Below are 13019 nucleotides of genomic sequence, written 5' to 3'. Positions count from 1 at the left end.
AGAGAAGGGAGACGAAAGAATGAAAACAAGAATGATGCTTGCAGTATGTCTGATTGTTGCTTTTCTGCTCCTGCCTGATACGGAACATGCAGTCAGTATGAAAAGTTACCGGATTACGCCGCAGACAGAACCGATCGATCCTGTACTTCGCGCTTACTCCACATATAATGCCCAAACTAGAAATCATTACACACTCCGGTCATATCTTGAAAAAATTGAAGCGGAAGGCGGAGGAACATTGGTCTTGTCGAAAGGGATGTATCAATCTCCGTTACGTGTCGGCGTTCCTTCCAATACAACCATCATTTTAGAGGATGGCGTCATCATCAAAAAGACGAATGAGACCGGCACACCAAAACTTCAAGCGACGACGAGTATCTTTGATTTGGTACCGCCATCCGTTTTACGATTGAATAAAACAGTCGGGACATACAGCGGGTCCAAAAATATTAAAATCATCGGGCAGGGAAATGCTCAAATCGATTTAAATTATTTTCCGCGTGGTTCGGCTTTCGCCATTGCACATAATGAAAATCTGTATCTTGGAGGAATTACGATTCGTCATCAGCAAGGATCACATGCGATTGAACTGGATGCGACCAAAACAGCTCTCATTGAAAACATGCATTTTGTCGATGCCAAGATGATTGCCGGGACAGGACCAAATGAATCGATTAACCTTGATACGCCGGATCCGGTCACAAAGGGATTCCAGTGGAAATGGTCAGCCCAAGACCGGACACCAAACCATGATATTACGATTCGAAACAATGACTTCACTAATATCAATGTCGCAATCGGAACACATCAATACTCTCAAGATCGTCCGCATACGGCTGTGCGCATTTTGAATAATGTAATTGACGGGACAAAAGACTATGCGATTTCAATGATGAACTGGAACCAACCCGTCATTCAATACAATACGATTCGAAACGTACATCGGGCAGACGGGAAAGCGATTGCTATTTTAGGACGTGGAGTAGTCGGTGGGAGCATTAAACATAATCGACTGGAAAAGGTCGACCGGGCAATTCAATTCCAGCCTCACGTCAACTATGGATTCAAGCCGCTCTACAATCGATTCACAGATAAAGAAAAACTGAGCTTCCGTCAGAATGAAGTGAATCAAGCAACGGTAAATCAAGTCGTATTGTTTTCCAAGCTAGGTGTCTACTCGGCGGAAACATCAGAACGCTTTAATTTTATTCCTTAAAAAAAGCCTATTCCTTTGCGGAATAGACTTTTTTTATAGAAAAGATTATTCCTTTGCGGAATAGACTTTTTTTATAGAAAAGATTATTTTTGCATCTGTTGCAAGAACGGTTGGATATCGACTTGTAACGCTTCTGATAATTTCTTGCCGAGCGATTCGTCCGCACGGTAGAAGTTACAGATGGCAAGCAAGACAGTGTTTTCATGGCGGACTTGTTTTAAGTCATCCACTAAATTGTTCAGGAGTGCCGTTTGTTCTTCTTCTGTCATACGACGGTACACTTCACCGGCTTGACCGAAGTTATTTGTTTTTTCGATTTCAAGACGACCGTGAATGTCATCATACAACGGCTGGTTTTCTTCCGTGTATTCCGGCGTTTGTTTCGGCTCGTCCTGGTAACGGTTTGGTTCGTAGTTGACCGGGCTTGTTTGTTGTCCGACCGGCATTGCACCGTCACGTTGATAGTTGTTGACCTGAGCGAACGGGCAGTTAATCGGCAACTGTTGATAGTTCGTTCCGATACGGTAACGCTGTGTATCGGAATACGAGAAGAGACGCCCTTGGAGCAATTTATCTTCTGACGGCAACATGCCTGGGATCAGTACACCCGGGTTAAAGCCGACCGATTCCGTTTCAGCAAAGTAGTTGTCGACGTTTTTGTTTAATACCATCGTTCCGACGTGTTGGAACGGGATGACATCTTCAAACCAATCTTTTGTTGCATCGAGTGGATCGAAGTCGAAGTTGTCGACATCAGCCGGATCAAGAACTTGGACGAACAGATCCCACTCCGGGAATTCTCCGTCTTCAATCGCCTGATACGTGTCGTTTGATGCATGGTTAAAGTCTTTTCCTTGAATCTCTGTCGCTTCATCTGCTGACAGGTTATGAACACCGACTTTTGGCACCCAACGTAACTTGACATAAACCGTATTGCCGTGAGCGTTCACCCATTTAAAAGCATGGACGGACGAACCGCGCATTTTACGGTAGCTTGCCGGAATTCCCTCATCCGTAAAGAGGTGCATCAACATATTTGTAGATTCCGGGCGTAATGTCATGAAGTCCCAGTAGCGGTCAGGGTCTTGAATATTCGTGCGTGGATCCGGTTTCAGCGAGTGGACCATATCCGGGAACTTCATCGAATCGCGAATAAAGAAGACCGGTAAGTTGTTTCCGACGAAATCCCAGTTTCCTTCTTCTGTATAGAACTTAACCGAGAAGCCACGTGGATCACGTAACGTTTCAGGAGAATGTGTACCGTGAATAACGGTTGAGAAACGGGCGAATACAGGAACCTCGGTCCCTTCGTTTTGAAGGAATGCCGCTTTTGTATATTTCTTCATCGAATTTTTTACCGTGAAGACGCCGTGTGCACCAAAACCGCGGGCGTGTACAACACGCTCAGGAACACGTTCCCGGTCGAAATGGGCCATTTTCTCAATCAGTTGATAGTCTTCAAGCAGTGTTGGACCGCGACGACCGGCCGTACGCGAATTCTGATTGTCACCAATCGGGACACCCTGGTTTGTGGTTAATCGTTTTTCACTCATTAATAACTCCCCCTTATGTATAAGATTACATTGATTATAAAACAATAATTATTCTAAATAAAGAATAATGCTCTGCAAATTCTGAAAACTTGTTTTGAATTTTTTTTATTTACCCAGACGAACAAACTTAGAAACTTCTTGCTAAACGGACAGAGGATTGCTATTATAATCAAGTATCTGAGCAACGTTCTAACCGAACAGATATAGCGGCTTGACATCGAGGGAAAACAAGTGCTATGATAGCAAAGTGAAATGACAACAAAGCAGAAGCATCCCGCTTCTCACCACGTATAGCAAGCTATGCTGGTCCATCATGATGATATGTGATAGTAGAGTGTTCTCTGACTATTGTATACTTTATGAGTGTGGGCGGGAAAAACTGCCGACGCTTTTTTTATAGCGTTTTATATCATTCATTTTTCGTGCTCTGCACGATGGAGGTGCTAACCATTAGCAAAGATCTGTTAATCAATGAAGGCATTCGCGCTCGAGAAGTTCGTCTTATCGGAGCGGATGGCGCTCAACTTGGAGTCCAATCACGTACGGAAGCGTTACGTCTTGCTGAGGAAGCTGACCTTGACCTCGTCATGGTCGCACCACAAGCGACACCGCCTGTATGTAAAATCATGGACTACGGTAAATACCGTTTTGAGTTGCAAAAAAAGGACAAAGAAACTCGGAAGAATCAGAAAGTGATTCAGATGAAAGAAGTCCGTCTCAGCCCGACGATCGAGGAGAATGACTTCCAAACGAAATTCCGTAATGCGAAGAAATTCTTGGAGAACGGCAACAAAGTGAAAGCGAGTATTCGTTTCCGCGGACGTGCCATCACTCACTCAGAAATCGGTAGACGTGTCCTCGAACGTCTCGCTACAGAATTAAGCGAGTTCGGTGTCATTGAACAGAGACCGAAGATGGAAGGACGCAGCATGTTCCTAGTGCTTGCTCCAAAGAAAGAAGACTAATCGAATCGAAGTAGGAGGGAATCTCTCATGCCTAAAATGAAATCGCACCGCGGTGCTTCTAAGCGTTTCAAACGTACTGCTTCTGGTAAATTGAAACGTGGTCGTGCTTACACAAGCCACTTATTCGGTAACAAATCAACTAAAGCGAAACGTAAATTACGTAAAGCTAGCATGGTATCATCGGGTGACTTTAAACGTATCCGTCACATGATCGCTAAGTAATTTACCCAATCGTACACAGATTTAGGAGGGAATTTATATGCCACGCGTAAAAGGCGGATATACGACTCGTCAACGTCGTAAAAAACAACTCAAATTAGCTAAGGGCTACTACGGCTCGAAACATACACTCTTCAAGGTTGCAAAACAGCAGGTCATGAAATCTCTCATGTATGCTTACCGTGACCGTCGTCAAAAGAAACGTGACTTCCGTCGCCTCTGGATCACTCGGATCAATGCGGCTGCACGTATCAACGGTCTTTCTTACAGCCGCATGATGCATGGTCTTAAATTAGCAGGTATCGACGTTAACCGTAAGATGCTCGCTGACCTCGCAGTTACAGATGCAACTGCATTTGCTTCACTTGCTGATACAGCAAAAGCAAAATTGAACGCTTAAGTTCTACAATTCGTCGGGGAATTTAATTCTCCGACGTTTTTTTTGGATTCATGGTAAAATAAAAAAGCGCATTTTATGGGCTGAGGCAATTTTTTTAGATTAAAAGGAGAATTAAGATGGACTGGTTGACACTTTTTGAAATGCAGGAACAATTGGATAAACGGATTCAGTCAGAACATAATTTGACGGGAAATCAATTTGATGAACGTTTGCTGGCGCTATTAGTGGAGCTTGGTGAACTTGCGAACGAAACGCGTTGTTTTAAATTCTGGTCGACAAAAGGACCATCGGCTCAAGTTACGATTCTCGAAGAGTACGTCGACGGTGTCCATTTTCTACTTTCTTTAGGACTTTCTTTAGACTATCGTAAAAACGACTTTGTCGAAGGGGATTACTATCTGACAGCGACAGATGCGTTTTTGGATGTCTATAATAAGACAAACGTGTTTGCGATTTCGCGGACAGAACAAAGTTATGACGTTCTGATTGGTGCTTATCTCGCATTAGGTGCTACACTTGGATTTACACAAGAAATGATTTTCAAAGCTTATGTCGCAAAAAACGAGGCGAATCACGTTCGCCAAGACAACGGTTACTGAGGAGGAAATCAGATGAATGAACAATTACATATGCTGAAACGTCTTACGGACGCAACGGGTGTTCCCGGAAATGAGAAAGAAGTACGTCAATTAATGCGTGAATATCTTGAACCGCATGCAGAAAACTTCCATCAAGATGGATTAGGCAGTTTGTTTGCCGAACGTCAAGGAGCGGGAGAAGATGCACCACGGATTTTGATTGCCGGGCATATGGACGAGGTCGGATTCATGGTCACGAAGATTGATGAGAAAGGATTCCTTCGCTTCCAGCCACTCGGTGGATGGTGGGGACAGGTTCTTCTTGCACAGCGTATGAATATTGTCACATCGTCTGGTGAAGTCATTCCAGGTGTCATCGGTGCGAAACCACCTCATGTTTTACCACCGGAAGCGCGCAATAAACCAGTCGATATCAAAGAGATGTTCATCGATATCGGTGCCACTTCGAAAGAAGAAGTGGAAGGGTGGGGAATCCGACCGGGAGATACGGTTGTTCCGCATTGCGAATTTACTGTGATGAAAAATGATAATTTCCTGATGGCAAAAGCGTGGGATAACCGTGTCGGTTGCGCCATTGCAATCGAAGCGATCAAACGCTTAAAAGAAGAGGGTCACCCGAATACGATTTTTGCCGGTGCTACGGTACAGGAAGAAGTCGGTTTACGTGGTGCTCAAACGATTGCGAATCTGCTTCGTCCGACGATTGCTTTTGCAGTCGATACAGGAATTCCGGGTGATACACCAGGTATGACGGATCGTGAAGCCTTATCCAAACTTGGAGAAGGTGTTCAAGTCATCCTGTTTGATGCGACGATGATTGCGCATCGCGGATTGATTGATTTTGTAACAACAGTTGCTAAAGAAGAAAACATTAAATATCAATTGGATCTGACACCGGGTGGCGGAACAGATGCAGCGAAGTTCCACCTGTCTCATACGGGTGTTCCTTCACTTGCCTTGACTGTTCCGATCCGCTACCTGCACACAAACGTTTCAATCATGCATAAAGCAGATTTCGAAGCTGCCGTCGACTTGATTGTCGCGGTGACGAAACGTTTAGATGCAGAGACGGTCCAAGCGATTTACGAGGGGTAAACCATGAAACACATTTCATCTCCAAAAAACGAAATCGTTAAACAATGGAAAAAATTATTGACTAAAAAAGGACGCTTGCAAACAAAACGTTTCCTGATTGAAGGGGAACATTTAGTGGAAGAAGCCGTTCGTGCCGGAATCATTAAAGAATTGATCGTGCGCGAAGATGTTCAAGTACCGGGTTCTTGGAAAAAGAATGCTGCTGATTTAATTACGATTGATGAATCCGTCGCAAAAGTTCTTTCTGAGACAGAAACGACACAAGGTATTTTTGCTGTCTGTGAAATGAAACAGCAGACAGAACGTTTGGAACGCGGGCGTTATCTTTTACTCGATCGTCTCCAGGATCCGGGAAATGTCGGAACGATGATTCGGACAGCAGATGCTGCCGGTTTTGACGGTGTCATCATTGGTCACGGGACAGTGGATGTCTATAACAGTAAAGTCCTTCGGGCGACACAAGGTTCGATTTTCCACTTACCGGTCATCATGATGTCACTTGAAGAAGCTATTCAAGACTTACATGAGCTTGGAGTCTTCATTTTAGGGACTGCCTTACGTGGCGCTCAACCGTACACAGACGTTGAGAACCTTGGGGCAATCGGTCTGATTATCGGAAATGAAGCACAAGGTGTTGCTCCAGAGTTACTCGACCAATGTGATGGTCGGGCATACATCCCGATTCGCGGAAAAGCAGAATCTTTAAATGCGGCAGTTGCTGCCGGAATTTTACTGTATCATTTTGCTCCGGCTGATTGAATCCAAGGAACGTTCGTGCTAAAGTGAGTTACAGCATCATATTTAACTAGACAACGATGGAACAGAGTAGGTTAGAAAACGATTCGATCAGGGAGAAAAAGCCTTAGACTGAGAGCTTTTTTACGAATCTGCTAGCTGAATTCACTCCGGAGTCGCACGAGAAATCGTGACGGGAGGCGCCCGTTACCGCGCCGCTTGAGGACTTGAGAATTTCAAGTTGAACAAGGGTGGTACCACGATTATATTAAATCGTCCCTTCGGCATTTGCCGGAGGGACGATTTTTTTATTTGGAAAAGGAGTGAGGAACATGCGGGAACAATTAGAAGCTTTACGTGATGAAGCGTTGCAACTCGTTAATCAAGCAAGTACACAAAAAGAATTAAACGATGTCCGGGTAAAATACCTTGGGAAAAAGGGACCGATTACAGAAGTGCTTCGGGGAATGGGAAAACTTTCAGCTGAAGAACGACCAGTCGTCGGAGAAATTGCGAATGCTGTCCGCAGTGTCATTCAAACTGAACTCGAACAGCGTCTTGTTGATGTCAAACAACAGGAAATGGACGCAAAATTAGCACTTGAAGCGATTGATGTGACCCTTCCCGGTCGTCCGAAACAGGTCGGTCAAGCCCATTTACTGCAACAAGTGACAGATGAAATCGAAGATATCTTTGTCGGTCTCGGTTATACGATTGCCGAAGGTCCGGAAGTCGAACAGGATCTGTTCAACTTCGAAATGTTGAACTTACCGAAAGATCACCCGGCCCGCGATATGCAGGATTCGTTTTACATCACGGATGAGATTTTGATGCGGACGCATACTTCACCGGTACAAGCCCGGACGATGCTCGCTTCAAAAGGTGAACCGATCCGGATTCTTTGTCCCGGAAAAGTGTACCGCCGAGACGAAGATGATGCGACACACTCGCACCAATTCATGCAGGTGGAAGGACTGGTCGTCGGTGAAGAGATTTCAATGGCAGACTTAAAAGGAACACTTGAAGCATTCGTTAAACAAATGTTCGGTGAAGCACGCGAAATCCGGTTACGTCCGAGCTTCTTCCCGTTCACGGAACCATCGGTCGAAGTCGATGTATCGTGCTTCAAATGTGGCGGTAAAGGATGCAACATCTGTAAACAGACAGGTTGGATTGAAATCTTGGGCGCAGGAATGGTTCACCCTCACGTGCTTGAAATGGCGGAATATGACAGTACGAAAATGTCTGGTTTCGCCTTCGGAATGGGGATTGAACGAATCGCCATGTTGAAATATGGTGTTGATGATATTCGCCACTTCTATACGAATGACGTTCGCTTCAGCGAACAGTTTTAAGGGGGAAAACAGATGTTAGTCTCAAAACAATGGTTGCAGGAATTTGTTGATGTTCGTCATAAGACAGGTCAGGAATTGGCTGACTTGATTACAAAAAGCGGGATTGAAGTCGAAGGTGTCGAGGTTCGGGACGCTGACTTGAACAATATCGTCGTCGGTCGTGTCCTGACGAAAGAAAAACATCCGGAAGCGGATAAATTAAATGTCACGACAGTCGATATCGGACAAGAAGAGCCGGTTCAAATCGTTTGCGGTGCACCGAATGTCGATGCCGGACAAGATGTCATCGTTGCCCGCGTCGGAGCCCGTCTGCCGGGCATTAAAATCAAGCGTGCCAAACTGCGTGGTGTTGTTTCGGAAGGAATGATTTGTTCCCTTGAAGAACTCGGTTTCGAGAAGAAGTACATCCGGGAAGATGAACAGGACGGCATTCATACGTTCCGTGAACCGGTCACACCCGGGCAAGATGTCCTCGAATTGCTTGGACTCCACGATGAAGTACTGGAACTCGGGTTGACGCCAAACCGTTCTGATTGTTTGAGCATGTATGGGGTAGCGCATGAAGTAGCCGGCATCTTGAACACGACACCTGTTTTTCCGTCTGTCGAAGTACCGGAAGCAGCATCGTCGACTGCAGTAACTGTTCAACTGGATTCGGAAGCCTGTACGTTTTATGCGGCCCGTGAAATTCGCGATATTACAATCGGGGAATCGCCGCTCTGGTTAAAAAATCGTCTAATCGCGAACGGAATCCGCCCGATCAACAACGTCGTCGACATCACGAACTTCGTTTTGCTGGAGACGGGACAGCCGTTGCATGCGTTTGATGCCAACAAACTGGGGCAACAAATCGTCGTTCGCCAGGCAAAAGCCGGTGAAACGTTCCAAACTCTTGATGAAGTCGAACGGACACTTGATCCGTCGATGCTCGTCATCACAGACGGTGAACGTCCAGTGGCGCTTGCCGGTGTCATGGGGGGCGCGAATACGGAAGTGGATTCTGCGACGACGTCCATCGTCCTTGAGTCTGCCTATTTTGCACCGACATCGGTTCGGAAAACAAGCCGTGTTCTCGGTCTTCGATCGGATTCGAGCTCGCGTTTTGAAAAAGGTGTCGATCCGCGTCGTGTCGTGTTAGCGCTGGACCGGGCCGCGATGCTGATTGCTGAACTGGCAGGAGGTACAGTATTATCCGGAACGGCTGAAGCCGGTACGCTTCAACTGGAGGATCATCTGATTGAAGGCAGTGTTTCGTACATCAATCACCGCCTTGGTATGGAAATCGAAGGAACGGTCATGAAGGATCTGCTCGAGCGTCTTGGTCTTGAAGTCGAATTGTCGGCAGATGCATTGACAGTCAGTGTCCCGACACGTCGTCAAGACTTGATGATTCCGGCCGATTTAGCGGAAGAGGTTGCCCGTCTTTACGGATATGATGCGCTGACGTCGAGCCTGCCGCGCGAAGCAAGCCGCGGTTTCTTACCAAAACGTAACCAACACCGTCGTAAGATGCGTCAGCTTCTTCAAGGTGCTGGTCTTTCACAAGCCATCACGTACTCGTTGACAAGTGAGCAACGTGCGATGCAATTCAATGAACAGCAAGATTTGCATCCGGTTAAATTGGCGATGCCGATCAGTGAAGCCCGTTCCACGCTTCGGACATCCTTGATTCCGGGACTGCTGGAAGTCGCACAACATAATGTGGCACGACAACATGCTGATCTTGCCTACTACGAACTCGGAAGTGTTTATCTGCAACGTGATGCCTCACTTGAGACATTACCGCTTGAACAGGAAATGCTCGCAGGCATCATGGTCGGTCTGGCAGAGCAACATCGTGTTCACGGAACGCACGTCAAAACGGACTTCTTTGTCATAAAAGGAATCGTCGAGACGCTGGCTGAGGCGCTTGATGTGCCGTTAACGTATGAAGCGGCAGCAATGCAGTCGATGCACCCGGGCCGGACGGCACGAATTCTCCTTGACGGGGAAGCGATTGGATTTGTCGGACAAGTTCACCCCGGCTTATCGAAAGAAGAATACGGTCTGAAGGAGGTCTATGTCTTCGAACTCGATGCGATGGCACTACACTCTAAAGTAGCCCGTGTCTATCAGGAAATTTCACGTTTCCCGTCAATGACGCGTGACGTCGCGATTGTTCTCGACCGTTCTGTATCTGCGAGCGAAGTCGAAGCCGTCATCATGCAAGCTGCAGGACCATTATTGAAGCAAGTGGAACTGTTTGATGTCTATACCGGTGATAATGTTGGAGCGGATCAGAAGTCGTTTGCCTTCTCGCTCCGTTATCAAAATAAAGAACGGACACTCGTCGATGAAGAGGTCACGACAGCTCATCAACAAGTCATTGAAGCCCTTCAATCATCGTTTAAAGCCGAATTGCGTTCTTAATCGTTTATACCTTTTTAAAAGTGAATGATTACCCGGAAAAGGGAGCTGGATGAATCAAAATCCAGCTCCCTTTTTGATATGTCTATAAACTATTTTTTTCTTCGCTTGAGATACAGTCGGACTACAGGTTGGCTACAGGTCCGCTCGATAAGATGAAGTCAGAAGAAAAAGGGAGGCTTATATATGAATTTTTTAAAACGGGCAGGAAAAAGTATTATTGCACGAAAAGGAAAGACGCTGATCATGCTGATCATCTTGACAGTGATTGGGTCACTTGTGCTATCCGGATTTGCCATCCAGGAAGCTGCAAAAAATGCAGGGGAAGAAGCACGAAAAGAACTCGGAGCGACCGTCACCCTTCAAGTCGACCGACAAAAACAGATGCAGGAACGACAAGCATCCGGAGAACGGGGGCGACCTGAACAACAGGCGATTAGTCTGAAAGAGATTGAAGCGGTTGCTAATCTCAGCGAAGTCAAATCTGTCAATTACTTATCACAAGCAACCGCCACTTCCAGTAGTGTCGATCCAGTAACCAGTGAATCGACGGAAACGTCTGATTCCGAACAAAAAGGTCCTGGTACGATGGAGATGCCGGAAGGGATGACAACACCTGACTTTTCCCTGAACGGTGTCACGAGTATGGAACTGATAAATGCCTACACGGAAGGGACCTTAACAGTAGTCGAGGGGGAAGCGTTGACCACCGATTCACCTGAAAACAGTGTCGTCATTGATGAAAACTTAGCATCAGAAAACGATTTAAAGGTCGGGGATACGATTAAATTAAAAGCAACGACTACAAAACAATCTCAAAAATTGACGATTATCGGTCTGTCGTCATCGACGGAAGCGACATCCGATGCTGGTTTCCAGGCCGCCGGTTTCATGGATCCGATGAACCAGATGTATGTCTCGAATGATACGTTAGCTGATTTTGCGACAGAAGATGGAGAAGTCAGTGTATCGAGTGTTGTGTATACATTAAAAGATCCGGCAACGATTGCGACCTTTAAAAAAGAAGCGCAACTTGCAGCAAGTGATTTGGACTGGGATACGTATATGCTTGATGCTAATGATGCGGCTTATCAAAAGATGGTCGGACCAATCGAACAGGTTGCTTCGTTTTCTAAATCGGTTGTATATCTCGTCAGCATTGCAGGGGGATTGATTTTAGCGTTGTTGATTTTATTGTCTGTTCGTGAACGCCGAAAAGAAATGGGGATTTTACTTGCGATGGGTGAAAAACGTTCCAAATTGATGGGACAATTGTTGATTGAGACGTTTGCGGTTGCAACGGTTGCTTTCCTGATCACATATGCAACAGGCGGCATGACCTCTCAGTTTATGACAGATCAACTGCTCAGCCGAGAAGTGACGGAAGCAACAAGTACGGTTGCGACACAAACCGGATTTGGAGGTCCGGGCGGTCCCGGACAACAAATGCTGAACAGTATTCCGCAAATCACCGAAATGACGACTAATATCGACTGGGTGACACTAATTCAGGTAATGGAGATCGGAAGCTTGATCGTCTTCTTGTCCGTTCTGTTCCCATCAGTCGCCTTACTGCGTATGAATCCAAAAGAAATTTTGTTACGGGAGGATTAATCCAATGACTATCTTAAAAATGAATGATGTCTCGTATGCCTATACATCGGGAAGTAAGATTCAACATATCTTAAAAAATGTATCGATTGAATTTAAAGCCGGTCACTTTTACGCTGTTCTTGGCGAATCGGGATCTGGGAAAACGACTGCACTCAGTTTGCTGAGTGGTCTCGATTCACCTACTGAAGGACAAATTGAGTATGATGGACGAGACTTGCGAAAAATTGGTTTAACAAGATACCGCTCACGTCATGCTGCAACCGTATTTCAAGCCTTTAATTTACTGACGTATCTGAATGCGATTGACAATATCATCGTGGCGCTGGAATTGAGTGGGAGAAAGGTCAAATCGAAAAGAAGTCACGCTTTAGATCTGCTCGCTCAAGTCGGACTAGATGAAACACATGCCGAGAAAAAAGTGCTTCAACTAAGTGGCGGTCAACAGCAACGTGTAGCTATTGCCCGTGCACTGGCAACGGAGGCGCCGATCATTTTGGCAGATGAGCCGACCGGTGCTCTGGATGAAAAAACAGCTGCCGATATCATTGAACTGTTTAAACGACTTGCACATGAATCGAATCGTTGTATTATTACCGTGACACATTCAGCGGAAGTTGCCCGTGCAGCAGATCATATCATCGAATTGAAACAACAACACTTCCGAATCAGAACAAATGCCGAGCCTCAGACGGTATGACCATTATTCCGGGAGACAGAATACACCGGCCATCTTCTTGTTCTTGACAGAACAGGAAGGCAGCCGGTGCTTTTTTGTATCTACCCCAATTAGGTGAGAGGACTGCCGATTCTAAACGAAAAGAAAGTGGGAGGTGAACCACCGATCTTCTTTCCGGATAAAATC

The 13019-nt window shown here is 45.9% G+C and carries 12 protein-coding genes; 11 read left to right on the top strand and 1 reads right to left on the bottom strand.

Annotated elements, in window-relative coordinates; translation table 11 throughout:
- Positions 1-31: 31 nt before the first annotated feature.
- Positions 32-1216: a glycoside hydrolase family protein gene (locus EXIG_RS11190; protein WP_234944534.1), complete on the top strand. Its 1185-nt coding sequence runs from the start codon at positions 32-34 to the stop codon at positions 1214-1216.
- An 83-nt stretch (positions 1217-1299) separates the two neighbouring features.
- On the opposite strand, the gene EXIG_RS11185 is transcribed toward EXIG_RS11190, so the two are convergent.
- Positions 1300-2769 carry a catalase gene (locus tag EXIG_RS11185; RefSeq protein WP_012371060.1) on the bottom strand — a complete coding sequence of 490 codons (1470 nt, stop codon included), beginning with the start codon at positions 2767-2769 and terminating at the stop codon, positions 1300-1302.
- 434 nt (positions 2770-3203) lie between these two features.
- On the opposite strand from EXIG_RS11185, the gene infC reads away from it, so the two are divergent.
- From infC to EXIG_RS11135, 10 genes are all read left to right on the top strand, one after another.
- Complete coding sequence (gene infC / locus EXIG_RS11180; protein WP_012371059.1) at positions 3204-3734, top strand: translation initiation factor IF-3; 531 nt, start codon at positions 3204-3206, stop codon at positions 3732-3734.
- Positions 3735-3761: 27 nt separating this feature from the next.
- Positions 3762-3956 (top strand): 50S ribosomal protein L35, encoded by a 195-nt coding sequence (gene rpmI, locus EXIG_RS11175; RefSeq protein WP_012371058.1) that lies wholly within the window; start codon positions 3762-3764, stop codon positions 3954-3956.
- Positions 3957-3993: 37 nt separating this feature from the next.
- The gene (rplT, locus tag EXIG_RS11170; RefSeq protein ID WP_012371057.1) at positions 3994-4353 is read left to right on the top strand and encodes a 50S ribosomal protein L20; all 360 of its coding nucleotides are present in this window, start codon (positions 3994-3996) and stop codon (positions 4351-4353) included.
- Between the two features lie 116 nt (positions 4354-4469).
- On the top strand, positions 4470-4952 hold the full coding sequence (locus tag EXIG_RS11165) for a dUTP diphosphatase (RefSeq protein WP_012371056.1): 483 nt from the start codon (positions 4470-4472) through the stop codon (positions 4950-4952).
- Positions 4953-4964: 12 nt separating this feature from the next.
- The gene (locus tag EXIG_RS11160; RefSeq protein ID WP_012371055.1) at positions 4965-6047 is read left to right on the top strand and encodes a M42 family metallopeptidase; all 1083 of its coding nucleotides are present in this window, start codon (positions 4965-4967) and stop codon (positions 6045-6047) included.
- A 3-nt stretch (positions 6048-6050) separates the two neighbouring features.
- Positions 6051-6806 (top strand): TrmH family RNA methyltransferase, encoded by a 756-nt coding sequence (locus EXIG_RS11155; protein WP_012371054.1) that lies wholly within the window; start codon positions 6051-6053, stop codon positions 6804-6806.
- Positions 6807-7114: 308 nt separating this feature from the next.
- Positions 7115-8137 carry a phenylalanine--tRNA ligase subunit alpha gene (gene pheS / locus EXIG_RS11150; protein WP_012371053.1) on the top strand — a complete coding sequence of 341 codons (1023 nt, stop codon included), beginning with the start codon at positions 7115-7117 and terminating at the stop codon, positions 8135-8137.
- 12 nt (positions 8138-8149) lie between these two features.
- Positions 8150-10546 carry a phenylalanine--tRNA ligase subunit beta gene (gene pheT / locus EXIG_RS11145; RefSeq protein ID WP_012371052.1) on the top strand — a complete coding sequence of 799 codons (2397 nt, stop codon included), beginning with the start codon at positions 8150-8152 and terminating at the stop codon, positions 10544-10546.
- A 183-nt stretch (positions 10547-10729) separates the two neighbouring features.
- A complete protein-coding gene (locus tag EXIG_RS11140) occupies positions 10730-12157 on the top strand; it encodes an ABC transporter permease (protein ID WP_012371051.1) in 1428 nt (475 codons plus the stop codon).
- A 4-nt stretch (positions 12158-12161) separates the two neighbouring features.
- Positions 12162-12854 (top strand): ABC transporter ATP-binding protein, encoded by a 693-nt coding sequence (locus EXIG_RS11135; protein WP_012371050.1) that lies wholly within the window; start codon positions 12162-12164, stop codon positions 12852-12854.
- Positions 12855-13019: the final 165 nt, after the last annotated feature.

This window comes from Exiguobacterium artemiae 255-15, assembly GCF_000019905.1.
GTDB classification, from domain to species: domain Bacteria; phylum Bacillota; class Bacilli; order Exiguobacteriales; family Exiguobacteriaceae; genus Exiguobacterium_A; species Exiguobacterium_A artemiae.
This window is presented reverse-complemented; position numbering and strand designations above follow the sequence as displayed.